The following is a 26,138-nucleotide window of genomic DNA, read 5'->3' as shown; positions in this document are numbered from 1 at the left end:
CCGAGGTCAGCAGCCCGGGTACTTGTCGCGGGCCGCGATGCCACCGGCGGTGTGGACGGCGAGGTCGTCGGCGAGGTCGGCGATGGTTTCTCTCCCCTCCAAGGAGCCGAGCCAATGGCTCGGAAGGGCCGCTTCGCCGTGGAGGGTGCCGAGGATGTTGCCGCACATGGCGCCGGTGGAGTCGCTGTCGCCTGAGTGGTTGACGGACAGCAGGAGGGCTTGTTCCATGTCGTCCTGTGCTGCCAAGGCGCAGTAGAGAGCGATGGCCAAGGCCTCCTCGGCCACCCAGGCGCCGCCTAGGCGTTCCACTCGTTCGGGGGTGGGGTCGCCGGACATCGTCGTGAGGATGAGGGCCGACTCGATGGCGTCGGTGGTCTCCTCGTGGGACGGGTGTTCGGCGAGGAGGGCCATGGTGTGCTGTACGGCCGGGACCAGTGGGGTGCCTTGTGCGAGGTGGTGGATGAGAGCGGCGAAAGCGCCGGCGGCGAGGTAGCCGGTGGGGTGGCCGTGGGTGATCTGCGCGCAGGCGGCGGCGAGGGTGAAGGCGGCGCGATCGTCGTGTGCGGCGAGGCCGAAGGGGGCTGAGCGCATGACGGTGCCGCAGCCCTTGGAACCGGGGTTGACCGGACCGGGTTCGCCGGTGGCGGCCGGGGAGCCGAAGGACTGGCGGAGGCCGGACAGGCAGGCGTTGCCGGGGGCCCGGCGGGAGTACAGCCATTTCTGCTCGCGGAGGGTGCCGGTGCGGACGAGGCTGTCGGCCGGTGGCGGCGCGGGGTGGTTCTGGGTGTCGAGCCAGCGGAGGTAGGCGTTGCGGACGACGTCCACGGGGGCCGCGAAGCCTCTTTCGCGTTCTCTCACGCCGGCGCGGATCAGGCCTTCGACGGTGAACAGGGTCATCTGGGTGTCGTCGGTGATCAGGCCGGTCTTGCCGCGCCAGTCGGCGGTCAGGCCGGTCACGCCGGCCGGGCCGTGCTGTCGCCGGATGGCTTGTGTCGAGTCGAACTCGATCGGTGCACCGAGTGCGTCTCCGATGGCGCCGGCGAGCAGGCAGCCACGTACGCGGTCGCGGTGGGAGATGGCGGTCGTCTCGGTGTCACGCACGGCGGCTGGCCGTCCTCTCGTCGGGGGCTCGACCGAGCGTAGTCGCCGGCTCACTGCCGAGGGGGTGGATCGCGAAGGCCGGTAGCGTGCCGTACATGAGTGAGCTCGGGGAGCTGGCGGTGCGGATGCGGCGGTTCGCGCACGAGCGGGAGTGGGAGAGGTTCCACACGCCGAAGAACCTGGCGATGGCGCTGGCCGGGGAGGCCGGGGAGGTGCTGGCGGAGTTGCAGTGGCTGACGCCTGAGGAGTCGGCGCGGGTGATGGACGACGAGGAGGCGGCGGGGAGGCTGCGGGGCGAGGTGGCGGATGTGACGCTGTACCTGGTGCGGCTGGCCGATGTGCTCGGGATCGATCTGGTGGCGGCGGCGCACGCCAAGCTGGATGAGAGCGATCGGCGGTACACGGTGGCGGAGTACCGGGGGTCGGCTCGTAAGGCGCCTCCGCTTTCGTGAGTGTGTTTGTGCGGGAAGGGGTGGCTCTGTGGCGGTGTTGGGGTGGGTATGGATGGTCGTTTCGCGGATGAGCGGGTTATCGAGCGGCTGCTTGCCGAGTCGGAGACTTGGGCTTTTGTGGGGCTCGGGGATGATCCGAGCCGGACGGTGTATCAGCAGGCGCGGCTGCTGCAGATGAGGGGGAAGCGGATCGTTCCTGTGCATCCGGTGGCTCGGACGGTGCTGGGTGAGCCGGGGTACGCGTCGTTGAGCGACGTGCCGGGGACGGTGGACGTGGTCGGGGTGTACCGGCGGTCGGAGTACGCCGGGGCTGTGGTGGACGAGGCGATCGCGGCCGGGGCCGGGGCGGTCTGGCTGCCGATCGGCGTCATCGACGAGGCGGCGGGGATGCGGGCTCGCGACGCCGGTCTGGATGTGGTCATGGATCGGTGCCCCGCGGTGGAGTGGAGTCTGCGCCGGGCCGGCTGACGGGTTCCTGGGCTGGTTCGGTGGCGCTCCTGGTCCTGGGGATGGCGTTGCGCAGGCGAATGCCGCTCCAGCTGAGGGTGCTTTCGGTGACCGCGTCCCAGAAAGGCCAGAGGTTCGGCAGGACGCGGAGGTGGATGCCGGCCTTCTCGTGGAGGCGGAGGAGGTCGCCGACCCGTTCCGGGGGGCCCAGGGGGGTGACCGGTTCTGTGGCCACCTGAGCGGTGGGGACCGGGGTGCCGAACGGCTCGAAAGCTGTGGCGGGGAGGCGGTAGGCGTACAGGTCGACGGTTCTCATGGCGTCCAGCCAGCGGTACTCGACGGCGTGAACGCGGTCGCCGCAGCCTGGGCCGATGATGCGGTCCCTGTCGTGGTGGGTGGTGGACGCGGTGGTCCAGGCGAGTGCTCTGGGACAGTTCCGGGGAAACCAGTAGTCGGGGGATCGTGCCGCGTCCACGGCCCAGACGTACGGCTCTTGCTGCCTCGCCGTCCGGGCCACGTGGGGGACGAACAGCTTTATGTTCGGGTCTTCGGAGAAGTGCAGCACCTGGCCTGGTTCTGGACGCATGTGCCATTTCTAGCGGGTCAGGCGCGGTGTGGTCCCTGGTCGAGTGCCGAACGGCGCGCCGAAGTCGCCGCACCGCTTTCCGCCGCGTCAGGCCGGGGAAGGGTGCGGCGGCGGCCTTACACCAGGGATCTCAGGACGTCGACCTCACAACCTGGCGCGAAGGCGTCGAAGCCGTGCTCGACCAGCCAGCGGACCGCGAGCAGGCTTCGCAACGACCACCAGGCGTGGATGACGCCGAGGTCGATGCCGGCGCCATAGCCGGCGATGACGTCGTCGAGGTGCTCCTCGTGGCCGAGCGTGAAGGTGGCGAGGTCGTACAGAGGGTCACCCTGGCCCGCCTCGGACCAGTCGATGACGCCGGTGACCTCGTCGTCGTCGAGGAAGACGTGTGCGATCTGCAGGTCGCCGTGCGTGAACGCAGGAGTCCACGGCCGGAGCGCTGCCTCGGCGACCTGGCGGTTGCGGATGACCAGGTCGGCGGGGAGGACGCCGTCCGTCACGAGCGACTCGCACTCGGCATCGAGTTCCGCGGCCAGCGTGGCGATGCTCCGGCCGGCCCGGCCCTGCCGTGGGGGCAGTGGCGCTTCGTGCAGCCTGCGGATGACGGCACCGGCCGCTCTCCACGCCGCCGGTGACCCGGTCGGGGGCCCGCCGAGGCGTCCGAGCGTCGTACCCGGGAGTGCGGCGAGCGCGAGCACGTGCGGCTTACGCCACAGGACCTCCGGGGTCGGGACCGGCGCGAGGGCCATCGCCTCCACCTCGGTGTCGATGCGCGTCTGATCGGCGTCGACCTTCAGGAAGATGTCGCCGACGCGTAGGGTCGCGCGTTCGGAATGAGCGACGACGAGTTCTATCTCATCCATGTGCGACCAGTATCGCGGGGGTGGCCGGCGATGTCGCCGGGTTTGTCGCGTGCGGGTACGCGGCTGACCGCGGTTCGCCACCGGCGGGGGTGGTAAGGGGACGGGCACCCGAGGCGGGGTGCCCGTCCCTGGTCGGTGGGGGTCAGGTCAGGTCGGAGCAGGATTTGGCGTCTGGGTCCTTTCCTGCTTGGGGGACCCAGCGGACGTTGGCGAAGGAGGCGGAGAAGGCGCCTTCTGTGTAGACGAGGAAGGGGGTGTTGACGTTCTCGAAGTCGAGGCCGTTGTTGAAGCAGCTCAGGGGGATTTTCACGGTTTGTTTGACGCCTATCGGCATGGAGGTGAAGAGGTTGGTGGCGACGACTTCGGCGAGGCAGGGGTAGACGCAGTGGACACTGACGACCGTCCGTGCGGCGGGGGGTGAGTGGACGATGGTGTCGAAGACCAGTGCGCCGTCGGCGTTGAGGTAGCCGCGCAGGTCGCTGCCGCCGGCGGGGTCCTGCATGTAGAGCTGGCCGGGGCCGGCGCCGGTCCAGGTGGTCTTGAGGCCGTCGGCCTGGACGTTGACGTCGGACGGGACGACGTTGATCTCGGTGTGCGCGGCGGTGCCGTCGGGGCCGATCTCGGTGCCGCCCCAGTTCTCGGCGGAGCCGATGAGGCTGCGGTAGGGGGCCTGGTCGGTGCGGTCGAAGACGGGGAGGTCCTCGGTGGCGGTGCCACCGCCGCCGGTCTGGCCGCAGTTGTACTGAGGTGAGGTCTCGTCCAGGGTGCCGACGTTGCCGGTCTGGCCGTTGCGCAGGCCGTACCCGGGACGGAACAGCGGGTCGTAGTCGGGGTCGCCGGGGTTCAGCGGGGTCTGGCAGGCGCTCTTCGGCCAGGAGTACGACAGGGTGCCGGTGTAGCCGGCGCCGGTGTTGCGGCCGCGCACGAGCAGGTCGGCCACACCGCCGCCTTCGGTGCCGGGGAGCCAGGCCGCGACGAACGCGTCGGAGCGGTTGAGCTCCTTGTTGACGTACAGCGGCCGGCCGGCGACGAACACGGTGACGACGGGGGTGCCCTTGCCGCTGACCTTGTCGAGGACGGCGATGTCGGCGGGGTACAGCTTGGCGGCTTCCAGGGAACGGCGGGCCAGGTCGCCGATGCCTTCGGCGTACGGGGTCTCGCCGATGACCGCGATGACGGCGTCGTACGCCGAGGGGTCGACGCCGTCGGCGGTCTCGCTGAACGTCACGTTGGCGGTGCCGAGGGCTTCGCGCAGGCCGCCGAGGATGGTGGTGCCGTACGGGAAGTCGGCGTTGGTGTTGCCGGTGCCCTGCCAGGTGAGGGACCAGCCGCCGGTCTGGTTCGGCAGGCTGTCGGCGCTCTTGCCGACGACCAGGACCTTGGACCGCGGCGACAGCGGCAGCACCTTGCCCTTGTTCTTCAGCAGTACCTGCGAGGCGCGCACGGCCTCACGGGCCAACTGCTTGGACTGCATCGCGTCGGCGGAGCCGGCGTACGGCCTGGCGGACGGCTTGCGCGCGTCGAACACGCCGGCGCGCAGCTTGACGCGCAGGATGCGGGTCACGGCGTCGTCGATGCGCGACATGGGGATCTCGCCGCTCTGCACCTGCGCGATGGTGTTGGCGATGAACGCCTTCCAGTCGCTCGGCACCATGATGACGTCGATGCCGGCGTTGACGGCGCGCGCGCAGCTCGCGTTGGTGCAGCCGGCGACCTGGCCGATGCCGTTCCAGTCGGACACCACCAGGCCGTCGAAGCCCATCTTCCCCTTGAGGATGGACTTCAGGGCCTTCTCGCTGCCGTGCAGCTTGCCTTCGTCGATGCCGGCGTCGGCGTTGGTCCAGCTGTTGAACGACACCATGACCGACTGCGCGCCTGCGGCGAGCGCGCCGTAGTAGCCCTGGCCGTGCAGGTTGATCATCTGGGCCTCGGTGGAGGGGTTGACCCCCTGGTCGATGCCCTTGATGGTGCCGCCGTCGCCGATGAAGTGCTTGGCGGTGGCGATGACACCCTTGCTGCCGAGGCGGTGCGCGTTGCCGTCCTGCAGGCCGCGGACGGCTTCGTAGCCGTAGGCGCGGGTGATGCGGGGGTCCTCGGAGTAGCCTTCGTAGGTGCGGCCCCACCGGTCGTCGCGGACGACGGCGAGGGTCGGCGCGAAGGCCCAGTCCTGGCCGGTGGCGCGGATCTGCTTGGCGGTGGCCTCGCTGATGTCGCGGACCAGGCAGGGGTCGTGCGCGGCGCCGAGGCCGATGTTGTGCGGGAAGATCGTGGTGCCGTACACGTTGTTGTTGCCGTGGACGGCGTCGATGCCCCAGATGACGGGGATCTTGGTGCGGGTGCTGACCGAGGCCTGCCAGTAGGCGTCGGCGAGGGCCAGCCAGTCCTTGGCCGGCGCGTGCTTGTCGCGGTTCGGCCAGGCGCCGCCGCCGTTCAGCACCGAGCCGATGAAGTATTCCTTGACCTCGGCGGGGGTGATGGCGGTGATCTCGGGCTGGGTCATCTGGCCGACCTTCTCGGCCAGCGTCATCCCGGCGACGATCTTGGCGATGCGGCGCTCGTCGGCAGGGTCACGTCTGACGGCGCTCTCGACCTTCGGCCAGTCGGCGAGGGTGGGGAGTTTCTTCTCGATGCGCGCGCAGCCGTGGTCCATGGGGGGCTTGCCGATCACCGGCTGCCGGCCGCCGGTGGCGGCGCCTGCTCCAGGGGCCGCGGCGACGCCGCCGGCCAGGAGCGCGGCTCCGGCGAGCACGGCGGACAGCTTCCGCCGGACGCCTGGACGGGGTGAGGGTCTGGTCATGAGGGTCCGTTTCGGTCTGTCGACGGTCGGCGGCGGCCGGCCAGGGCCGCGATGGGCCGATCTTCGCCGTGTAACGGTGCCGAGTCAAGGGCCTCACTAGAGCGCTCTCTCGGCCGGTAGACGTGCCGTTCATGCCGGGTGCACACGAAAACACCAGCTAGGGCAAGGGTTTTCGCGCGAGGAGTGCGGTGGTGCGTGTCAGCGGACGGCCCGTTGCGAGAGAGCGTTCTCTCGCAGCGGGCCCCGCGATCTTCTGTCACAGCGTGGTGCAGGTCCTGCCGTTCAGGGTGAACAGCGCCGGCAGGACGTTCGGCCCGCTGTAGGAGGCGACCGTTCCCGCGCTGACCGTCGCGCCGGGGGCCAGCGGGCCCGAACCGGCCGAGGGCTTGACGGTGACCGTGCGTCCCTCCTGCGACCAGTCGGCGCTCCAGCCGCCGTTGATCTGCTGCCAGCCGGTCGGCCAGGAGAAGACCAGCGTCCAGTTGCTCAGCGGCTCGGTGCCGGTGTTGGTGACGTCCAGGCCGACGAGGTACCCGTTGCCCCAGTCGCTGTTGTCGGTGAACCGCACCGAGCACGAACTCTGCGCGGGGCTCCCGGTGGTGAACGTCACCGGCCGCGACGACCAGGACTGGCCGCCGCCGGTGTCCCTGGTGATCACGTTGACGGTGTAGCGGGTGCCGGGACGCAGGTTGTGCACGGTGAACGACGTGCCGGTGGTCTCCCCCCACTGCTCGCTGTTCGCGCCGAGCTGCCGGTACACCTCGTACTTGGCGACGGCACTGCTCCCCGCGGTGGCGGCCGGCCAGGAGATGGTGGCGGTGGTGTCGGTGACGGCGCTCACCTCCGGGGTGCCGGGTGCGCCGGGGAGGACGGACGGCGCGGACACCGGACGCAGCACCAGCGTGGTCAGCGAGTACGGCGGCAGGGTCTGCGCGGTGGCCGTACCGGCCGGTGCGCTGGTCACGGCGGTGGCCCCGTTGGTGAAGCTGTGCACGACCGGCGCGCCGGCGGCGGGGGCGAAACCGGCGTAGTCGAGCGTGACCTCGCGGGAGGCGTCGGGGTCCTTGTTGACCAGCAGGACGGCGACCTCGCCGTTGGCGCGGCGTACGGCGTGCGCGCTGACCAGGGGGTCGGCGGCGGCGGCGCGGACGAGCTGGTCGCCGGGCCGCGCGAACGTGCTCAGCATGTCGAGCGCGTGGTAGGCGGGGAACGGCGTGTTGAACGGCGGCTCGCAGACGTCGCCGGCGCATCCCGCGCTGGACAGCATGCCCCAGTCGCCGTAGTCGGTGTGGCCGGCGACCTGTGACACGGTGCCGATGCCGTTGTGCACGTTCCACCAGTCCACGGTGAACACGCCGTGTTCCAGCAGCCGCGCGTAGGCCTCGGCGGCGAACAGCGCGCCGGGCTGGGTGTTGGTGCCGACACCGCTGTTGATCTCGGTGACGGCGATGCCGATGCGCGAGGAGCCGGCGCCGGCGTACTGCGCGATCTGCCGCTTCAGCAGGTACATCATGTCGTCGACGTGCGCGGTCTTGGTGAGCATGTCGGCGACGCCGTTCTGCGGCGGGTACCAGTGCAGGATGACGAAGTCGATGCTCGGGCCGGCGATGGAAAGCACCGTCTGGTTCCAGCTGCCGGAGTCACCGGAGGCGGTGATGGCGTCGGGCCAGTTCGCCGGGGTGGTGAGCACGGCGCCGATCTTGATGGTGGGGTCCTTGGCCTTCATGGCCTCGGCGTACGCGACGACGTTGCGCGCGTACTCCGACGGGCTCTTGTCGGCGTGGTTGTCGGCCTCCCACTCCGAGCCGTAGTGGCCGTTGCCGTAGTTCTCGTTGCCGATCTCCCAGTACTTGACGCCGTAGCCCTTGGTGACGTTGGCGTACTCGACCCACTCGGCCGCCTCCTGCGGCGTGCCGGTGCCGTAGTTGGCGATGATGATCGGCTGCGCGCCGGTGCGGCGCGCGCCGCGCATGAAGGTGTCGAAGTCGGTGTCCGGCGCGACGTAGCCGCCGGGAGCGGTGTGCGTCTTCCAGTGGTAGATGTCGGCGTAGGAGCCGCCGGGGTAGCGGACCATCTGGACGCCGGCGTCCTTGAGCAGGTCGGCAACGTCGTTCGAGCCGAGGGTGGTGTCCCAGATGGCGTGGTTGACGCCGATGCCGGTGTCCGGCACGGTGGCGAGTCCGGCGCGGGTGTTGACGGTCACCTGTACGGGGTCGGCCGCCGCGACGGCGGGGGGTGTGACGGCCGGCACCAGGGTGCCGGCCGTCAGTAGCGCGCCGCACATCAGTAAGCGGCGGAGCCGGGGAAGTCTCATGGTCGTCCAATCCGGTTACGGCCCGCGGTACGGAGGGTGCGGGTCGAGAGGTGTCAGGCGGATCGGCCAGAACGTATGAGCGGGGTGGAACGGTGTCAACGCTGGTCGCACCCGTCTCCGGCGTGACCCCGGCTCCCCTTGGTCGCTTGCTGAAAGTTACATTTAACGCTCACAATCACGGTCGTGAGCGGGCCGGTCGCACCGATCTTGAGCAGCGGCGAGACAGCGGGGACAATCGGTCGTGGCGGGGACGGCGCCACGGGAATACCGCGAGGCGGCACGACGCTTAAGTGGTTGAAATTTCAATCGGACCCCCCCAAGAGGATGAGCGCGATGCAGTTCGGGATCTTCACCGTCGGCGACGTCACCACCGACCCGACCAACGGCACGACACCGTCCGAGCACGAGCGGATCAAGGCGATGGTCGCCATCGCGCTGAAGGCCGAAGAGGTCGGCCTCGACGTCTTCGCCACCGGCGAGCACCACAACCCGCCGTTCGTGCCGTCCTCCCCCACCACCATGCTCGGCTACATCGCCGCGCGCACCGAGCGGCTGCTGCTGTCCACCGCGACCACGCTGATCACCACCAACGACCCGGTGAAGATCGCCGAGGACTTCGCGATGCTCCAGCACCTGGCCGGCGGCCGGGTCGACCTGATGCTCGGCCGCGGCAACACCGGCCCGGTGTACCCGTGGTTCGGCCAGGACATCCGCAACGGCATCCACCTGGCCATCGAGAACTACGCGCTGCTGCACCGGCTGTGGCGTGAGGACGTGGTCGACTGGCAGGGCCGGTTCCGCACCCCGCTGCAGGGCTTCACCTCGACCCCCCGTCCGCTGGACGGCGTCGCGCCGTTCGTGTGGCACGGCTCCATCCGCAGCCCCGAGATCGCCGAGCAGGCCGCCTACTACGGCGACGGCTTCTTCGCCAACAACATCTTCTGGCCCAAAGAGCACTTCATGCGGCTCATCCACCTCTACCGGGAGAGGTTCGCGCACTATGGACACGGCACGCCGGAGCAGGCGTACGTCGGGCTCGGCGGCCAGGTGTTCATGCGCAAGAACTCCCAGGACGCGGTGCGCGAGTTCCGGCCGTACTTCGACAACGCGCCGGTGTACGGCCACGGGCCGTCCCTTGAGGAGTTCACCGAGCAGACCCCGCTGACCGTCGGCAGCCCGCAGGAGGTCATCGACAAGACGCTGACCTTCCGTGAGCACTTCGGCGACTACCAGCGGCAGATGTTCCTCATGGACCACGCGGGCCTGCCGCTGAAGACCGTGCTGGAGCAGCTCGACATCCTCGGCGAGGAGGTCGTGCCGGTCCTGCGCAAGGAGTTCGCCGCCAGGCGGCCGGCCGGCGTCCCCGACGGGCCCACGCACGCGGCGCTGGTCGCGCGGCGCGACGCCGGCGCCGCGCCGGTTCCCGGTGGCGTCGTCCCCGCGACCACCTGACCCCTGTCCCTCTGGCTTCCGGGAGACATCTGTGAACAGACCTCTGCGACTGGTGGCCGTGTCGGCCGGGCTCAGCGTGCCGTCGTCCACGCGGCTGCTCACCGACCGGCTCGTGGAGGCGGCACGGGCCGCCTTCGGCGAGGAGCGCGAGGTGGACGTGCGCGTGGTGGAACTGCGCGACCTCGCCACCGACATCGCCGGCACCATGGTCACCGGCTTCCCCGGCCCCGCGCTGCGCACGGCCGTGGACGCCGTGACCGGCGCCGACGCTCTGATCGCCGTCACGCCGATCTTCAGCGCCTCCTACAGCGGGTTGTTCAAGTCGTTCTTCGACGTGATCGACAACACCGCGCTGACCGGCAAGCCGGTGCTCATCGCCGCCACCGGCGGCTCGGCGCGGCACTCGCTCGCGCTGGAGCACGCCATGCGGCCGCTGTTCTCCTACCTGCGGGCCGTCGTCGTCCCGACCGCCGTCTACGCGGCCTCCGCCGACTGGGGTGACACCGGCGACGACGCGCTGTCGGCGCGCGTCACGCGCGCCGCCGGCGAGCTGGCCGCCTTGGTCCAGCACCGTCCCGCGCCTGCGGCCCCGCCGGTGGACGAGGTCATCCCGTTCGCGCAGCAACTGGCGGCACTGCGGCCCTAGTGGTGCCGGGGCTGTTCTCGCGGAGCCGATTCCGGGGGATAGTCAGCCCATGAGCGAAGTCGGGGACCCGGTCGCGATGCTCGCCGTCGCGCTGGAGGAGGCCAGGACAGGGTTCGCCGAGGGGGGTGTGCCGGTCGGCGCGGCCCTGTTCGGCGCGGACGGCACCCTGCTCGGCCGGGGCCGCAACCGGCGGGTACAGGACGGCGATCCGTCGGTGCACGGCGAGACGGCGGCGTTCCGCGCGGCGGGACGGCAGCGGACGTACCGGGGGACCACGATGGTCACCACCCTGTCGCCGTGCTGGTACTGCAGCGGCCTGATCCGGCAGTTCGGCATCACCGGGCTCGTGGTCGGCGAGGCGCGCACGTTCACCGGTCAGCACGAATGGCTCGCGGAGAACGGCGTGTCGGTGACGGTGCTGGACTCCGCCGAGTGCGCCGACCTGATGACCGCGTTCATCGCCGCCGACCCCGCGCTGTGGCACGAGGACATCGGAGAGGACGCGTGATCGTATGAGAACGGTCCCCGTCATCGACCTGACCCCGTGGTTCCACGGCGGCGCCGACGGCCGCGCCGAGGTGGCGCGGCGGGTCGACCAGGCGCTGCGCGAGGTGGGTTTCCTGCTCGTCACCGGCCACGGGGTGCCGCCTGAGCTGCGCGCCGGGGTGCGGGCCGCGGCGAAACGGTTCTTCGCGCTGCCGGAGCAGGCCAAACGGCCGTACGCCGTCACCGTCGGCGGCCGGGGATGGCTGCCGCCGGGAGTGGAGGCCAACGGGTACGCCGAAGGCACCCCCACGCCGCCGGACCTGAAGGAGACGTTCGCCGTGGGGGCCGACGAACGGATCGGCGATCCGGCGATCGACGCCGAGTGGTTCCTCGCGAACGTGTGGCCGCCGGAGGTGCCGGAGCTGGAAGGCCTGGTCACCGCGTACCTGGCCCGCATGCGGTCCCTGGCCGGCGAACTGCTGGTGGTGTGCGCCGCGGCGCTCGGCCTGCCGGACGACTTCTTCACCTCGCGGGCCCGCCACCCGTCGTACACGATGAACATCAACAGGTACCCGCCGCTGACGCAGGTCGGCCCGCCGGAACCCGGCCAGTTCCGCATCGGCCCGCACACCGACTTCGGCACCGTGACCGTCCTGGACCGCCAGCAAGGGGCCGGCGGCCTGCAGGTGTACACCGGCGAATGGGTCGACGCGCCGTACGCCGAGGACTCCTTCACCATCAACATCGGCGACCTGCTGGCCCGCTGGACCGGCGACCGCTGGCGCTCCACCCGGCACCGGGTGCTGCCGCCGGACCCGAGCGCGCCGGACGAGGAACTGGTGTCCCTCATCTACTTCTACGAGTGCGACCCGCACGCCGTGGTCGAGTCCCTCGGCCCGCCGATCGGCACGGTCGCGCACCCGCCGGTGGTCGCGCACGAGTACCTCATGGAGAAGCTGAAGGCGATCACGTTATGACGGCCACCGAACCCCCCGGCGTCGCGGTACGCGAAGGCGACTACGGCGCGAAGGTCACCGCGGTCGAACCCGGCGGGGTCGAGTTCATCCCCCTGGCGGAACGGCACGGCAGACCCCGGCAGCTGCTGTGGACGTGGATGTCCCCCAACCTGGAGTTCGCCACCGTCTTCCTCGGTGTTCTCGCCGTCGCGGCGTTCGGGCTGAGCTTCTGGCAGGCCGTGCTCGCGGTCACCATCGGCACCGGGCTCGGCGCGCTGGCGCACGGCGTGCTGTCGGCACGCGGCCCGGCCGCCGGGGTGCCGCAGATGGTGCTCGGACGGCTGCCGTTCGGGTACTGGGGCAACCTGCTGCCGTCGGCGTTCAACACGGTCGCGGCCGGCATCGGCTGGTTCGCGGTGAACAGCGTCAGCGGCGCGCTGGCCCTCAACACCCTCACCGGGCTGCCGGCGTGGGTGTGCCTGGTGGTCGTGGTCGCGGCGATGGTGGTGCTCGGGTTCTTCGGCCACAACCTGGTGCAGGCGTTCGAGCGGTACGCCTTCCCCGTGCTCGCCGTCATCTTCCTGGCCGCGTCGGCGATCATCCTGAGCAAGGCCGACCCGGGTTTCGCCGGTGGCGGCGGCGGGGCCGGCGGTTTCCTGCTCACCGTCGGCGCGACCTTCGGGTACGCCGCCGGCTGGAACCCCTACGCCGCCGACTACACCCGCTACCTGCCGCCGGACACGAGCAGGCGGGCCGTGGGGCTGGCCGCCGGGCTCGGCCTGTTCATCCCGTGCGTGCTGCTCGAAGTGGTCGGCGCGGCGTCGGCCACCCTCGGCGGCGACGTCCTCGGCCGGCCGACCACCGCGTTCACGTCCCCCATGCCGTCGCTCGTCGCGAACCTCACGCTGCTCGCCATCGCGCTCGGCGCCGTCTCGGCGAACGCGTTGAACGTCTACTCCGGCGCGATGTCGCTGCTCACCATGGGGGTGCGCCTGCCGCTCACCCTGCGCAGAGCCCTCACCGCCGTCGTGTGCGGCGCCGCCGGTTTCCTCGTCGCTCTCACCGGCCTGTCCGACGCCGGCCACAAGTACGAGTCGTTCCTCCTCGTCATCTCGTACTGGATCGGCCCGTGGCTCGCCATCGTGCTCGTCGACCACCACCTGCGCCGCGGCCGGATACCTGCGGCCCGGCTGTACGACCGTGCGCACCGCAACGCGGCGGGGCCGATCGCCATGGTCGCCGGGGTGGTGGTGTCGGTGTGGCTGTTCTGCAACCAGGAGCTGTACGTCGGCCTGGTCCCGAGCCGGTTCCCCGAGGTGGGGGACGTCACGTTCGAGGCCGGGTTCCTCATCGCCGGCGCGCTGTACGTGGCGCTGCGACCCCTGCGCCGGTGAGGTGCCGGTCAGCCGGCGCGGCGGGTGAGCCAGCGCAGGCCGACGGCCGCCGCCACGGACGGGGGGACGGTGCCTGAGCCGAGGCCGATCTCGACGAGCAGATCGAACACGTCGGGTCGGTGCGCGGCCGTCGTGACGGCGGCGTCGAGGAACGACGGGGAACGCGCGGCGTACGCGAGCGCGTCGGTGGTGCGCAGGTGGCGGCCGAGCGCGGCGCGCAGCGCACGGCGGTACACCGGCAGGGGGTCGCCGGGGGCCTGGAGCGCGGCCTCGGCGGCCAGGCGGCCGGACAGGACGGCGTAGAAGATGCCTTCGCCGGTGAGAGGGTTGATCAGGCCGGCGGCATCCCCGGCGAGCAGCACACGTCCGGCGCCGGGGACGGGACGGCCGTTGGACAGCGGCAGGTGGTGCGCGCGCAGGTCGCGGGCCGACAGGCCCGGGAGCAGTTCGGCGAGGCGGCCGTGCAGGACCTCGCGGCCCGGCCGGCCGGTGGCGCGCAGGTTCGGCAGCAGCATGCCGAAACCGATGTTGGCGGTGCCGTCGCCGACGGGGAACGACCAGGCGTACGCCGGCCAGCCGTCGCTCTGCATCGCGATGAACTGCGTGTCGTCATCCTCGGGGACGTCGGCGTAGCCGCGCACGGCGATGGCGACGTGCCGCTCGGCGTGCGGCGCGACACCGATGAGGCGCCGCGTCACCGAGTTGGCGCCGTCGGCGGCGACCACGGCCCGCGCGGCGACCCGGCCGTCCAGCAGGACGTCCTCGTCACGCGTCTCCAGCGTCCGCACGCGGTGCCGCCGCACCTCGACCCCGCGTTCCCTGGCCGCGTCCACCAGCCGCGCGTCGAACACCTTGCGGGGTACCACGTGGTTGGCCCTGGCGATCGTCGCCTCCACCCGCGCACCACCCGGCGACACCACCGAAAGCCGCCGCACAGGCCGGTAGTCGTCCAGCAGATCCGGCAGCCCCAGCGTCGCCAGCTCCTCACGCGCGTGCGCCGCGATCCCGTCCCCGCAGGCCTTGTCCCGCGGAAAGTCGTCCTTGTCCAGCAGCAACACCCGCGCACCGGGCCGCACCTGCACGGCCCGCAACGCCGCCGCCGCACCCGCCGGCCCACCACCCACCACGGCCAGATCCCACATCTCCTCCACACCGATCACCCTCCCACAGCCCGCACCCACCCCCCAGTCAGGCACACCAGCCCGGCCGGTCCCCCCGGCCCGTCCCGGCGAGAGAACGCCTGCCGTACCTCCTCACCGCACACCGTCCCCCGGCCACACCGGCGCGCACCGTTCCCCCGTCTCCCCGGCCACACCAGCGCGCACAGTTCCCCGTCGCACTAGGCTTCCGGCATGAGCAGCGATGTGCACGGTCGCACCCGGCGGCTGGAACTGTCCGACCAGAACCTGCGCGACTTCGAGGCCGTCGTCCTCGACTCCTCCCCGGACGGCATCGTGCTGGACCGCTCGGCCTTCTACCCCGGCGGCGGCGGCCAGCCCGCCGACCACGGCGTCCTCATCTGGCAAGGCGTCGAGACCCGCATCGAAGGCGCACGCCAAACCGACGACCTGTACCTCATCCCCGCCGAAGGCGACCCCATCCCCCCGGCCGGCACGACGGTACGCGCCGCCGTCGCCGACGAACGCCGCACCGCGCTGATGCGCACCCACTCCGGCCTGCACGTCCTGTGCGGCGTCGTCTTCCGCGACTACGGCGCCTTGGTCACCGGCGGCAACATGGAACCCTTCAGCGCACGCATGGACTTCAACCTCCCCGAAGTCCCCCCGGGCTTCAAGGAAACCATCGAAGCCGCCTGCAACGCGGAGATCATCGCCGACCGCCGCATCGACATCCGCGTACTCCCCCGCGCCGAAGCCTTCGCCATCCCCGACATCATCCGCACCGCCACCAACCTCGTCCCCCCACACGTCGAAGAAGTCCGCATCGTCGACATCACCGGCCTCGACACCCAGGCCGACGGCGGCACCCACGTGGCCTCCACCAAGCAGATCGGCCACATCAAGGTCGCCAAGATCGAAAGCAAAGGCAAAGGCTTCCGCCGCCTCCGCATCACCGTCTCCGACTGACCCCTCGCACGACGGCCACCACAGAGGAACATCCTCCGCGTCACACGAACCACTCGGCCCCGGCCCACGCAGCGCATAACCGGCAGGCGTCCCATCTCCGCCTTCTGGTCAGGCCCGGGCCTGATCAGGCCCGGGGTCCACCGGTCTCCGCGCGAAGAACACGAACTCGCGTCCCGGCCGGTCCGGCGCACCCCGCACCTCCGTGACGTCGTACCCGTGCGCGCGCAGCCCCGCCTCCAGCTCGTCCCGCTCGCGGAACCGCAACGTCGAGTCCGACGTCAGCACCTGACCGTCCGTCTGGAACACCCATGTCCCCCGGAACGTCACCAGCGGCAGGCTGACATCGAGCAGTTCGTACCAGTTCTCCACCACCCCCACCCCAGGCACCGGCACGGCCCGATACGTCTCCTCCCGTGTCCACTCCTCCCACCCCCGCCGCGCCGGATCCCGCGTCTCGAACACCAGCACCCCACCTGGCCGCAACGCCGCGAACACCCCCCGCAGCGTCCCGTCCCACTCCCCCGGCTCGGCTATCGCCTGCGCGACGTTCCCCGTCATCGTCGCGAGGTCCACCCGCATCGCAGGCAACCCCGTCGCGTCCCCATGGAGCCACCGCACCAGCTCCCCCGACCGCTTCCTCCTGGCCACCTCCAGTGAGGCCTCAGCCGGGTCCACCCCGGTCACCTCCACCCCCCGGCCGGCCATCGTCACCGCGAAGGTCCCCGTGCCGCACCCCACGTCGAGCAACCGCCGCACCCCGAGCTCCTCGGCGATCGCCGCGTACGCTTCAAGATCGCTCCGGTCGGGGTCCAGCGCGTCGTAGACGGCCGCGAGACGAGGGTTCTCGAAGATCTCGTCGGCCATCAGCCCCTCCGGTACTCCGCGCGCCACAACCGGGACTCCAGCTTCTCCAGCCGCACGAGGGAGAGCCCGTCCTCGGCGAAGGACACCATCTCGGCGCGGGTGAGCGGCCACGGCGGCCCGTCCACTATCTCCTCGTCGTCCTCCCTGGCGGCCATGACGACGATCAGTGTGCCGCCGGGACCGACCAGGCCGCGGACCGCCGCGATGGTGTCGCCGCGCATGCTCACCGGGAGTGCCTGCACGGTGAAGATCTCCACCACCAGGTCGAAGGCGCCGATCCACTCGGCGGGAAGGCGGAACAGGTCGGCGGTCCGGTAACGCACCGCCGAGCCGGGGTGGCGGCGCTGCGCGGTGCGGACGGCCGTGGCCGAGATGTCGAACGCGTCGGTGTCGAACCCCAGCCCCGCGACATACTCGGCATCCGCACCCAGCCCGCAGCCGATCACCACCGCACGCCGTCCCCCTCCACTGACCGCGCCGGTCTCGGCCCACTCCCGCAGCGGCTCACGCGGCCCTTCACGGTCCCACGGCATCGGCACCTCCCCTGCGTCGGCCGCCGCGTACAGCCGCTCGAACCACCCCGTGGGGTCGTCGTCCGCCAGCGCCTTGGTGGCGAGCAGGTCGGCCTGGCGACCCCAGCCGCCGGAGGTGTGCCACAGAATCGCGGGGATCACCACGTCCCACGCGGCACGCGGCGATTCGTGACCGACCCCTTCCAGTGGCAACAACCGCGCGTCCGGGATCTCGCCGGCCAGCGCACGGCCATGAGCCGGCGGGAACAACGGATCTTCAACCCCGTGCAGCACCAGCGTCGGCGCCGCGATCTGAGAAAGCCTCGCGCGCGTCCCCTCACCCCCGTCGATCAGGTAGTGGTTCTTCATCGCGGCCTCGATGTTCACCGACCGCTCGACCACACGAGTCACGATCTCCCGCACCCCGTCCTCGTCGAACGGCCGCGACGCCGCCGCGTACGGCCGGCACCCGTTCACGACGTACTCGACCACCGCCTCCCGATCCGTCCAGTCCGGCTCCGCCGCCGCCTCACCGAACGCGGCCCGCATGGCCTCCGTCACCCCTGGCAGATCCGCGTCCCCCGGCCCCGGACTGGTACTCATCAACGTCAGCGAAGCCACCCGCTCCCCATGATCCAGCCCCATCACCTGCCCGATCCCACCCCCCATCGAGATCCCCACCACATGAGCCCGCGCCACCCCCAGCGCGTCCAGCACCCCCACCGCGTCCTCGACCAGATCGTCCCCCGAATATCCCGGCTTCCCCGCCGGATACGTCACCGACCGCCCCGTGTCCCGATGGTCGTACCGGATCACGAACCGCCCCCCGGCGGCCAGCCGCGCGCAGAACTCCGGCTCCCACCAGTCCATCGAGGACGAGGCCCCGGCCACGAGCAGGACCGCGGGATCCCCCGCCTCCCCGAACGTCTCCACACACAGGTCCACACCGTTGATCCGGAGGATCTTCTCACCAGTCACACAGACGACCCTAGCCGCGCAGATCGGTCCGATCACGACATACGAACCGATGACTCGCGGCACGTTGCGGCCAGAACTCTATATAGGTAGCGTTAGCCGCATGCCTCGACGTCCGTCCCGCCAGACGCTGGCGGTCCTGGTCGCGCTGGCCGCCGAGCCTGAGCGGTGGCGCTATGGATATGAGCTCGGACGGGAGGTGGGGTTGCCTGCCGGGTCGCTGTATCCGATCCTGATGCGGCTCGGTGACCGGGGGCTCCTGGAGCATGTCTGGGAGGCCGGGATTCCCGCGGGCCGGCCGCCTCGGCATCTGTACCGGCTCACGGGGGACGGGCTCCGGTTCACCGCTGAGGCGGTGGCGGTGGCGGATGCGGCCGTTCCGGGGAGCTCTCGGCTGCGGGAGGCGTGGTGAGCGCTTCCGGGGGTCGTCGAGGTGACGACGCGAGGGGAAGGCGCGGGGTGGATGTGGCGGGGTGGGTGCTGGGGTTCGCGGTGTGGTTGATGCCGGGATGGCGGGGTGGGTGGGGGGACGCCATGCGGGGTGAGCTCGCGCACATCGATGGCGGGACGGCTCGGTGGTGGTTCGCGGTGAGTTGCCTGCGGGGGGTGGTGCTGGAGCCTCGGTGGATGCTGGTCGCGGGAGGGCATCTGGTGCCGGTGGTCGCCGTGGTCGTGGGGACGCGGGAACTTGAGTACGCGCCGATGCGGGCCGGGGTTGTGGGGATGGTCACGGTCTTGGTGGTGTTGTCATGGCTCGCGGGGCGGCGTGGGGTGCTCGGGCCGGTTCGCGGGGGGTGGGTGGCGGGGAGTGTGCGTTGGGGTGGGTTCGTGGTGGTCGGTGGGGCGGCGGGGCTGGTCGTGCATGGGTTCGCGGGGGCCTCGGCGGGGGTGGCGGAGAAGGCGGAGATCGGGGTGCCGGTCTGTACGGCGGTGTTGGTGCTGTACGCGGTGGCGTTCGCCGTCGTGACGGCGCGGTGGTCGCCTGCGACCGGCCGGGCTCTGGCCATCGGCGGGGTTTGCGGTGCCGGTGCGGCGGCCGAGTACATGGTTGCCGCGCTTCTCCGGCCGCCGCTGGCGACCGGCGTCTCCTGGGCTGTGGCGACCGTCGTCACCTCGGGAGCGGCCGCGCTGCTGATCGCGGCCAACAGCGGTGGCGGCGTGGCTCAGGGGGTGATGGCCGGTCTGTGCGCGGCCGTGTTCGCGGCGCTGGTCATCTTCACGGCCGCCGAGGTTCTGCTGCAGTTCGCGCCGGCCTGGGTTCCCGACACGAGTCCGGTCAACGTCGCGCCTGCCGACCGGCTGGCCAACAACCGGGCCGGAGCCGAGGACCAGTACTTCGGGCTGCTGGGGCTCGGAGGCCTCACGGCCGTGGCGTTGACCTTGCTGACCTCGGTGAGCAGGCGCCGCGCCTAGTGCGTGGACGGTGGGGTCAGGGGTGGCCGACGAGGAGGCGGAGGGAGCCGAGAAATTCGGGCTGGGTGCGGAGGTGGCCGTGGTTGGTGTCCCAGGTTCCGTTGGCGAGGTCGTCGTGCAGGCGGGTGACGGACTGGTCGTGTTCGGTGGGGTCGACGAAGCCCCAGGCGGACTGGGAGCGGCGGACGGCGGGGTCGAGGAGGCGTTCGGGGCGGCCGTAGTAGGCCTCGGTGAAGCCGTCTACGCAGTCCAGGGGGATGGGGACTGTCGTGACCTCGGTGGTTCGGCCGATCAGGGATGCGATGTGGTCGATCTTAGGGTAGCGGCGGCTCTCCACGGCGATCAGTTCGGGGGCGTACTCGGCCAGCCAGAACAGGTCGAGTGCGTCGCCGTCGAAGGTGAGGATGACGACGGGGCCTCGGGAGACTCTGCGGAGTTCCCGTAGGCCCTGTTCGGTGTCGGACCACTGGTGGACGGTGATGGTGGCCATGGCGGCGTCGAAGGTGCCCTTGTCGAAGGGGAGTCTCTCCGCGGTGGCGTCCACGGCGGGGACACGGGTGGGGGGTCGTTGCGCGCGCATCGCGGGGGACGGTTCGACCGCGACGACGTAACGGTCCTCGGGTTCGTAGGAACCGGCGCCGGCTCCTACGTTGAGCACGGTCGTGGCGTCGCCCAGGGCCTGCTGTACCAAGGCGGCGATGCGGGGGTCGGTGCGCCGCTGGACGGCGTAGCCCTGGCCGTGGCGTTCGTAGTCGAAGTCGCCTGCTGGTGTCGTGCGCAACCTGTCCCCCACGTGCGATCCGGTGGTAACCGGTATCAACGATAATCACCTCGGGTCTCCGCGGTTCGGCCTGAGGGCCCCGGCCAGGAAGGCCGCGGTCCAGGCGGTGAGGCGAGCGGGTCGGCGGCGCGGGCCAGGAGTGCGCGGCGTTCCGCGTCGGAGTGGGTGGCGGCGGCGGCCTGGTGGAAGAGGGTGGTGGCGTGGGTGTGGTCGCCGCGGCGTGCGGTCAGGTCGGCTTCCACGGCGAGGGCCAGGGGGTAGGCGTCGAGTGCGCCGCCGGCGCGGGCCGTCGCCAGTACGGTGAGGCCGGCGTCGGGGCCGTGCGCGTAGCCGTGGGCCACGGCGCGGTTCAGTTCGACCACCGGGGTGGGGCAGGTCGCGGCGAGCAGGTCGTACCAGCGGGCTATCGCCTGCCAGTCGGTGGCCCCGGCGGACGGCGCGGTGGCGTGACAGGCGGCGATGCGGGCCTGCAGCGCGTACGGGCCGTCGTCCCTGGTCTCGGCGAGGACGGCGACGGCTTCGGTGACGGCGGCGTGGTCGAAGCGGGCCCGGTCCTGTTTGTCCAGGGGGACGAGGTCGCCGGCGGCGTCACGGCGGGTGTCGCGCCTGGAGTGCTGGAACAGGAACAGCGCCAGCAGGGCCGCCACCTCGCTCTCGCCTGGCATGAGGCGCCTCAGGAGGCGGGCCATGCGGATGGCCTCGTCGGCGAACGCCGGCGCGCCGTTGTAGCCGTGGGTGAACAGCAGGTACAGCACGGCGAGCACGCCGGGGAGGCGTTCGGTGAGCGCCGGGCCGGACGGCACGCGGTACGGGATGCCGGCGGTGGCGATCTTCGTCTTGGCGCGGGTCAGGCGGCGGGTCATGGTGGACTCGGTGACGAGGAACGCGCGCGCGATGTCGGCGGTCGGCACACCGCAGATGGTGCGCAGCGTCAGCGCGACCCGTGCCTCCATGGCGAGCGCGGGGTGACAGCAGGTGAAGACGAGCCGCAGCCGGTCGTCCACGACCTCTCCCTCCTGCGGTGCCGGACCGGCGTCGGTGAGGGCCGCCAGGTCGGCGAGTTTGCGGCGTTCGACCGAGGCACGGCGCAGTGTGTCGACGGCGCGGTTGCGGGCCACCGTCATCAGCCAGCCACCGGGGTTGGCCGGTATTCCTTCCCGCGGCCAGCGGCGCAGCGCGACCGCCAGTGCCTCCTGCGCGCAGTCCTCGGCCAGCGTCCAGTCGCCGGTGACGCGGATCAGCGTGGCGACGATGCGGGGGCAGGCCTCCACGCTCGCCGCCGCGACGGCGCGGGCCGTCGCGGCGGCGAGCGGAGGGGTCACCCCGTCGGCCGTCAAGCGTCAGTCGTCGAGCTCGGCGAGGGGACGCAGTTCTATACGTCCCATGCGCGCCATCGGGTGGCTGCGGGCCACCTCGATCGCCTCGTCCAGGTCGGCGCACTCCAGCAGGTCGAACCCGAGGATCACTTCCTTGCTCTCGGTGAACGGGCCGTCCGAGACCAGCAGCCGGCCGTCGCGGACCCGGACCGTCGTGGACGCGGTCGTCGGCGCGAGGACGCTGCCGTCCAGGCGGCGGCCCGCCTCGTCGTTGCGCGTGACCCACGCCTCGATATCAGGCAGCTGCGCCGTGTCGGTGTCGGGCTCGGTGTCGCTGCACACGAACATCATGTATTTCATCGTCGTTCTCCTGTGTCGCCGTACTCATTCTGTATGACGGACAGGTGGCGGCCTTCCGGACACCGGCGCGGCGGAGAATCCGCGCCGCCGGGGAAACGCCGAGGCGGCCACGGACCGTGGTCCGTGGCCGCCGTGGGACGAGGTGTCAGCGGGTCGGGTCGTGGTGGTCGGCGCCGGAGGTGTGCAGGGTGCGCAGCGCGGCGGGGGCGGGACGGGTGTCGGGGCCGGGGAGGTCACGGCTGTAGGCGTAGACCACGGCGGCGGTGGCGATGGCGCCGGTGTTCAGGGCCAGGGCCTTGTCACTGATGTTGTTGATGGTGTCGCAGGACTGGTGGTAGCAGCCGTCGTACGGCTGGCCGGCGGTGCCGCCGAACAGGGCCGCCTGCTCGGGGGTCTTGAGCACCTCGGCGCCGGTGAACAGGCCACCTGAGGGGATGCCGACGGCGATGAACGGGCCGTAGTCGGAGCGGCCGGTGAAGTCGGTGCCGATGTGGGGCTGGCGCAGGACGTCGAAGTACTTCTCGAAGAGCTTCTCGATCTCGGCGGAACCCTCGGGACCGGGGCCGGCGCCGACGGCGTCGGAGTCGTCGCCGTCGTAGATCTGCAACGCGTAGTTCGGCGAGGCGATCATGTCGAAGTTGAGGTACACCTTGATCTTGCCGAGCTCGGCCGGCGACAGCGTGTCGACGTAGTGCTCGGAGCCGAGCAGGTTGAGCTCCTCGGCACCCCAGAAGGAGAACCGCAGCTTGTTGCGGGTCGGCAGCGCGCCGACCTTCAGCGCGACCTCGAGGATCCCCGCGGAGCCGGAGCCGTTGTCGTTGATGCCGGGCCCGGCGAGCACGCTGTCCAGGTGCGCGCCGAACTGCACGATCTTGTTGCCGTCACCCCACTTGGAGTCGGCGATGACGTTGTACGTCGTGCGGATCTGGCTGATCGTCTGGGTCTTCAGGTGGACCACCGAGCCCGCCACTGCGGCGAGGTTCTCACCGGCGGCGAAGCTGGTGCCGACCACGGGGATGGTGACGGGTTCACCGAGCGTGCCCTGCAGCGTGGCGGTACGGCCCGGCTGGCCCTCGTTGAAGATGATCGCGCCGACGGCGCCGGCCGCGGCGGCGTTGCGCGCCTTGACGACGAAGTCGCACGTGCCGCGCTGCATCAGCGCGATGGCGCCGGCCGGGAACCCGGCGAAGTCGGCCGCCTCGCAGCCGGAGGTGGAGGAGCCCGGTGTGGGGGACGGCGGCAGCGTCAGGTCGACGGCGCGCAGCGGGGCCGTGACGTCACCGGAGCCGGACTGCGTCATCGTGTCGAACTCGCCGATCGGCGTGCCGGACAGCGGCGTGGGGACGAAGACCCGCGGGCTCGGGGACACCCGCTCCAGCACCGGCTCGGCCAGTTCCTCGAAGTAGGGGAACTCGAACGGCTGCACCGTCACCTTGTAGCCGGCCTTGCGCAGCTTGCCGGCCACGTAGGTGGCCGAGGCGTCGAAGCCGGGTGTGCCGGAGGCGCGTGTGCCGCCGTTGGCGTCGGCGATGCGCTGGAGCTCGCGCAGGTGCTGCTTCACCCCCGGCGCGGTGATCGCCTTCGCCAGCGCGGCGGGGTCGGGGTCCGCCGCGGCCGGCGAGGCCGGTCCGATCAGGGGAAGGACTAGGGCGACCGTCGCGGCGGCCATCACAGGCCACCGGCGCGTCGTACGGCGCATCGGCTCTCCTTCGCAGTAGGTCACTGACCGGTGAAGCTAGCCGTGCGGTCCGCTCCCGTGAAGGGCGGAACGCGTCCTGACACCACTATGAGATGTCAGGGCTTGCGGGCCACACCGCCGAGCGCGTCCACCTCGGGAGGCGGGCCGAAGGGGCTCGGCTCGGGCCGCCAGTGTGAGATGGACACCACGCCGGGTTCCACCAGTTCCAGGCCGTCGAAGAAACCGGCCAGCTCGGCGGGGCTGCGCAGGTGGTACGGCTCGGCGCCGCTGTCGTTGTACTGGCCGGTGGCCTCGAGGTTCTGCGGGTTGGTGTCGGCGCTGTCGTTGAACGCCAGGTAGCTGCCGCTCGGCAGTTCGGCCATCAGCGACCGCACGATGCCGTAGGCCTCCTCGGTGCTCGGGATGTGGCCGGTCATCTGCATCAGGGTCAGCGCGATCGGCTCGTCGAAGTTCAGGACCTGCCGTGCTTTGGCGAAGATGGTCTCCGGGTCGCGCAGGTCGGCCTCGATGTAGGTGGTGACGCCTTCGGGGGTGCTGGTGAGCAGCGCGTTGGCATGCACGAGCACCAGAGGGTCGTTGTCGACGTACACGATGCGGCAGCTCGGGTCGACCCGCTGCGCGACCTCGTGGGTGTTGTCGACGGTCGGCAGGCCGGTGCCGATGTCGAGGAACTGCCGCACCCCGGCCTCGCCGGCGAGGTAGCGCACGGCTCTGGCGAGGAAGTGGCGGGAGGCCTTGGCGAGGTCCTCGATGCCGGGGAAGGTCTCGCGGAACGCGTCCCCCGCCTCGCGGTCGACCGGGTAGTTGTCCTTGCCGCCGAGCCAGTAGTTCCAGATCCGGGCCGAGTGGGGCACGGTGGTGTCGATCTTGGGTGGCGGGGTGGTCGAGGCGTCGTCGGTCACGGGGAGACATCTCCAGCTATGCGGCTTCGGTCCGTCAGGCACAGTAGATCACAGACGGGGAGGCACGCGCGGGTCCGGACGGCGGAACCCCCGTGCGCGCCGCCGTTTCCGCCGCCGCGCGGCAGGGTGGCGCGACGTCGAATCGGCACCCACCGATCCCTTGACCGCCGGTGTCCCGGCGACGTTAAATTCAGGACATAAATAAAAAGGAAACTTTCCTATGAGTCGGACCGGCGGGTACTGCGCGACCGGCCGTCCGGCGGTGAGGAGGCCGGTTCCTCTCCCTCTCCTTCCTGAACGAAGCACCGCAGCCTCTCGCGAGAAAGCGACACCCCCCATGACCGCTTCACGCCACCCCGCGCTCCCCCGCACCCGCCGTCTCCTGACGCTCGCCGGCGGGGTCGCCGGCGCGCTGGTGCTCGCCGTCACCGGCCTCACCCCCGCCTACGCCGCCACCGGGCAGATCACCGGATACGGCGGCAAATGCGTCGATGTCGCCGCCGCAAGCAGCGCCAACGGCACGCAGGTGCAGCTGTACACCTGCAACGGCACCGCCGCGCAGTCCTGGACCACCGGCTCCGACGGCACCGTCCGCGCGCTCGGCAAGTGCCTGGACGTCGCGGCGGCGAGCAGCGCCAACGGCACCAAGGTGCAGCTCTACGACTGCAACGGCACCGCCGCGCAGGTCTGGACCGCGCAGAGCGACGGCACGCTGCGCGCGCTCGGCAAGTGCCTCGACGCCACCGGGCCGAGCTCGGCCGACGGCACACCGCTGCAGATCTGGGACTGCTTCGCCGGCGCCAACCAGCGCTGGACGCTGCCGACCGGCACCACGCCGCCGCCGGCCGGCGGCAAGATGGCCGGGGCCCCCTACCTGTACATGGGCTGGGGAAGCCCGCCGAGCGCCACCTCGGTGATGAGCGCCACCGGCGTGCGGTCCTTCACCATGGCGTTCATCCTGTCCGGTGGCGGCTGCACCCCGCTGTGGGACGGCCAGCGCGCGCTGAGCGGCGGCGTGGACGCGCAGACCATCTCGTCGATCAAGTCCGCGGGTGGCAGCGTGCAGGTGTCGTTCGGTGGCTGGTCCGGCAACAAGCTCGGCCCCAACTGCTCGACCCCGCAGGCGTACGCCGGCGCGGTGCAGCAGGTCATCAACGCCGTCGGGCCCGCGGTGGTGGACTTCGACATCGAGAACTCCGACGAGTTCACCAACTACACCGTGCAGGACCGCATCCTGAACGGCCTGAAGATCGTCAAGCAGAACAACCCGAACGTCAAGATCGCGGTGACGTTCGGCACCACCGCGAGCGGCCCCGACGCGGCGGGGGTGCGGCTCATCAACCAGTCGCGTGCGCTCGGCGTGCCGATCGACAACTACACGATCATGCCGTTCAACTTCGGTGGCGGCGCCAACATGTACCAGGCCACGGTCAACGCCAGTGAGGGCCTGAAGAACGCGCTCAAGAACGCCTTCGGCTGGACCGACGCGCAGGCGTACGCGCGCATGGGGATCTCCGGCATGAACGGCCTGTCCGACCAGATGGAGACCACCAGCACCGCCACATGGACGCAGATCCGCGACTGGGCCAAGGCCCGCGGCCTGACCCGCCTGGCGTTCTGGTCGGTCAACCGCGACCGTCCCTGCCCCGGTGGCGGCGTCACCGAGACCTGCAGCGGCGTCTCGCAGAACAACTGGGACTTCACCCGCATCACCGCCGGGTTCTGACCGACGCGC

24 protein-coding genes are annotated in these 26,138 nt (G+C 71.1%); 11 read left to right on the top strand and 13 right to left on the bottom strand.

Going from position 1 to position 26,138, the window contains the following annotated elements; genetic code table 11:
- Positions 1 to 6: 6 nt before the first annotated feature.
- On the bottom strand, positions 7 to 1,101 hold the full coding sequence (locus tag BJ992_RS15455; protein WP_184981585.1) for an ADP-ribosylglycohydrolase family protein: 1,095 nt from the start codon (positions 1,099 to 1,101) through the stop codon (positions 7 to 9).
- 95 nt (positions 1,102 to 1,196) lie between these two features.
- Between BJ992_RS15455 and BJ992_RS15450 the strand changes: the two genes are divergently transcribed.
- On the top strand, positions 1,197 to 1,553 hold the full coding sequence (locus BJ992_RS15450) for a nucleotide pyrophosphohydrolase (protein WP_184981583.1): 357 nt from the start codon (positions 1,197 to 1,199) through the stop codon (positions 1,551 to 1,553).
- Between the two features lie 48 nt (positions 1,554 to 1,601).
- The gene (locus tag BJ992_RS15445; RefSeq protein ID WP_184981581.1) at positions 1,602 to 2,021 is read left to right on the top strand and encodes a CoA-binding protein; all 420 of its coding nucleotides are present in this window, start codon (positions 1,602 to 1,604) and stop codon (positions 2,019 to 2,021) included.
- Here the strand turns inward: BJ992_RS15445 and BJ992_RS15440 are convergent.
- The 4 genes from BJ992_RS15440 to BJ992_RS15425 all read right to left on the bottom strand — a co-directional run bounded on the left by BJ992_RS15440 (position 1,972) and on the right by BJ992_RS15425 (position 8,560).
- Positions 1,972 to 2,586, bottom strand: coding sequence for a DUF6886 family protein (locus BJ992_RS15440; RefSeq protein WP_221474825.1), 615 nt, complete (start codon positions 2,584 to 2,586; stop codon positions 1,972 to 1,974). The genes BJ992_RS15445 and BJ992_RS15440 overlap by 50 nt on opposite strands.
- Before the next feature lie 116 nt (positions 2,587 to 2,702).
- Entirely contained in the window at positions 2,703 to 3,449 is a 747-nt protein-coding gene (locus BJ992_RS15435; protein ID WP_184981579.1) for a phosphotransferase family protein, read from the bottom strand.
- A 142-nt stretch (positions 3,450 to 3,591) separates the two neighbouring features.
- On the bottom strand, positions 3,592 to 6,246 hold the full coding sequence (locus BJ992_RS15430; RefSeq protein ID WP_184981577.1) for a glycoside hydrolase family 3 protein: 2,655 nt from the start codon (positions 6,244 to 6,246) through the stop codon (positions 3,592 to 3,594).
- Positions 6,247 to 6,502: 256 nt separating this feature from the next.
- A complete protein-coding gene (locus tag BJ992_RS15425; RefSeq protein WP_184981575.1) occupies positions 6,503 to 8,560 on the bottom strand; it encodes a cellulose binding domain-containing protein in 2,058 nt (685 codons plus the stop codon).
- A 333-nt stretch (positions 8,561 to 8,893) separates the two neighbouring features.
- Here BJ992_RS15425 and BJ992_RS15420 point away from each other — a divergent pair, with 333 nt between their 5' ends.
- Genes BJ992_RS15420 through BJ992_RS15400 form a run of 5 tightly spaced genes read left to right on the top strand, consistent with a single transcriptional unit; the run spans position 8,894 to position 13,494 of the window.
- Positions 8,894 to 10,012 (top strand): LLM class flavin-dependent oxidoreductase, encoded by a 1,119-nt coding sequence (locus tag BJ992_RS15420; protein WP_184981573.1) that lies wholly within the window; start codon positions 8,894 to 8,896, stop codon positions 10,010 to 10,012.
- 31 nt (positions 10,013 to 10,043) lie between these two features.
- The gene (locus BJ992_RS15415; protein ID WP_343072676.1) at positions 10,044 to 10,658 is read left to right on the top strand and encodes an FMN reductase; all 615 of its coding nucleotides are present in this window, start codon (positions 10,044 to 10,046) and stop codon (positions 10,656 to 10,658) included.
- A gap of 49 nt (positions 10,659 to 10,707) precedes the next feature.
- Positions 10,708 to 11,166 carry a nucleoside deaminase gene (locus BJ992_RS15410; protein WP_221474824.1) on the top strand — a complete coding sequence of 153 codons (459 nt, stop codon included), beginning with the start codon at positions 10,708 to 10,710 and terminating at the stop codon, positions 11,164 to 11,166.
- A gap of 4 nt (positions 11,167 to 11,170) precedes the next feature.
- Complete coding sequence (locus BJ992_RS15405; protein WP_184981571.1) at positions 11,171 to 12,121, top strand: isopenicillin N synthase family dioxygenase; 951 nt, start codon at positions 11,171 to 11,173, stop codon at positions 12,119 to 12,121.
- A complete protein-coding gene (locus tag BJ992_RS15400; RefSeq protein WP_184981569.1) occupies positions 12,118 to 13,494 on the top strand; it encodes a purine-cytosine permease family protein in 1,377 nt (458 codons plus the stop codon). Before BJ992_RS15405 ends, BJ992_RS15400 begins: the two co-directional genes overlap by 4 nt.
- Before the next feature lie 8 nt (positions 13,495 to 13,502).
- On the opposite strand, the gene BJ992_RS15395 is transcribed toward BJ992_RS15400, so the two are convergent.
- On the bottom strand, positions 13,503 to 14,636 hold the full coding sequence (locus BJ992_RS15395) for an NAD(P)/FAD-dependent oxidoreductase (protein ID WP_184988162.1): 1,134 nt from the start codon (positions 14,634 to 14,636) through the stop codon (positions 13,503 to 13,505).
- A 210-nt stretch (positions 14,637 to 14,846) separates the two neighbouring features.
- Here BJ992_RS15395 and BJ992_RS15390 point away from each other — a divergent pair, with 210 nt between their 5' ends.
- On the top strand, positions 14,847 to 15,581 hold the full coding sequence (locus BJ992_RS15390) for an alanyl-tRNA editing protein (protein ID WP_184981567.1): 735 nt from the start codon (positions 14,847 to 14,849) through the stop codon (positions 15,579 to 15,581).
- Positions 15,582 to 15,689: 108 nt separating this feature from the next.
- Here BJ992_RS15390 and BJ992_RS15385 read toward each other — a convergent pair whose 3' ends face one another.
- Positions 15,690 to 16,445 (bottom strand): class I SAM-dependent methyltransferase, encoded by a 756-nt coding sequence (locus BJ992_RS15385; protein ID WP_184981565.1) that lies wholly within the window; start codon positions 16,443 to 16,445, stop codon positions 15,690 to 15,692.
- Entirely contained in the window at positions 16,445 to 17,935 is a 1,491-nt protein-coding gene (locus tag BJ992_RS15380; RefSeq protein ID WP_184981563.1) for an alpha/beta fold hydrolase, read from the bottom strand. The genes BJ992_RS15385 and BJ992_RS15380 overlap by 1 nt, the downstream gene beginning before the upstream one ends.
- 100 nt (positions 17,936 to 18,035) lie before the next feature.
- Between BJ992_RS15380 and BJ992_RS15375 the strand changes: the two genes are divergently transcribed.
- Both BJ992_RS15375 and BJ992_RS15370 read left to right on the top strand, forming a co-directional pair.
- Positions 18,036 to 18,344 (top strand): PadR family transcriptional regulator, encoded by a 309-nt coding sequence (locus tag BJ992_RS15375; protein WP_184981561.1) that lies wholly within the window; start codon positions 18,036 to 18,038, stop codon positions 18,342 to 18,344.
- Positions 18,345 to 18,391: 47 nt separating this feature from the next.
- A complete protein-coding gene (locus BJ992_RS15370; protein ID WP_184981559.1) occupies positions 18,392 to 19,345 on the top strand; it encodes a hypothetical protein in 954 nt (317 codons plus the stop codon).
- A 16-nt stretch (positions 19,346 to 19,361) separates the two neighbouring features.
- Here BJ992_RS15370 and BJ992_RS15365 read toward each other — a convergent pair whose 3' ends face one another.
- The 5 genes from BJ992_RS15365 to BJ992_RS15345 all read right to left on the bottom strand — a co-directional run bounded on the left by BJ992_RS15365 (position 19,362) and on the right by BJ992_RS15345 (position 24,403).
- Positions 19,362 to 20,138, bottom strand: coding sequence for a class I SAM-dependent methyltransferase (locus BJ992_RS15365; protein ID WP_343072675.1), 777 nt, complete (start codon positions 20,136 to 20,138; stop codon positions 19,362 to 19,364).
- Between the two features lie 23 nt (positions 20,139 to 20,161).
- Positions 20,162 to 21,463, bottom strand: a complete 1,302-nt coding sequence (locus BJ992_RS15360; protein WP_221474823.1) for an RNA polymerase sigma factor — start codon at positions 21,461 to 21,463, stop codon at positions 20,162 to 20,164.
- Positions 21,464 to 21,466: 3 nt separating this feature from the next.
- Entirely contained in the window at positions 21,467 to 21,802 is a 336-nt protein-coding gene (locus BJ992_RS15355) for a YciI family protein (protein ID WP_184981557.1), read from the bottom strand.
- A 145-nt stretch (positions 21,803 to 21,947) separates the two neighbouring features.
- Positions 21,948 to 23,501: a M28 family metallopeptidase gene (locus tag BJ992_RS15350; RefSeq protein ID WP_184981554.1), complete on the bottom strand. Its 1,554-nt coding sequence runs from the start codon at positions 23,499 to 23,501 to the stop codon at positions 21,948 to 21,950.
- Positions 23,502 to 23,596: 95 nt separating this feature from the next.
- Entirely contained in the window at positions 23,597 to 24,403 is an 807-nt protein-coding gene (locus tag BJ992_RS15345) for an SAM-dependent methyltransferase (RefSeq protein WP_184981552.1), read from the bottom strand.
- A 337-nt stretch (positions 24,404 to 24,740) separates the two neighbouring features.
- Here BJ992_RS15345 and BJ992_RS15340 point away from each other — a divergent pair, with 337 nt between their 5' ends.
- Positions 24,741 to 26,129 (top strand): chitinase, encoded by a 1,389-nt coding sequence (locus tag BJ992_RS15340; protein ID WP_184981550.1) that lies wholly within the window; start codon positions 24,741 to 24,743, stop codon positions 26,127 to 26,129.
- The last annotated feature ends 9 nt before the right edge of the window (positions 26,130 to 26,138 follow it).

This window comes from Sphaerisporangium rubeum (genome assembly GCF_014207705.1).
GTDB classification, from domain to species: domain Bacteria; phylum Actinomycetota; class Actinomycetes; order Streptosporangiales; family Streptosporangiaceae; genus Sphaerisporangium; species Sphaerisporangium rubeum.
The sequence above is the reverse complement of the archived record's forward strand: the minus strand, read 5'-3'. Positions and strand labels throughout refer to the sequence as shown.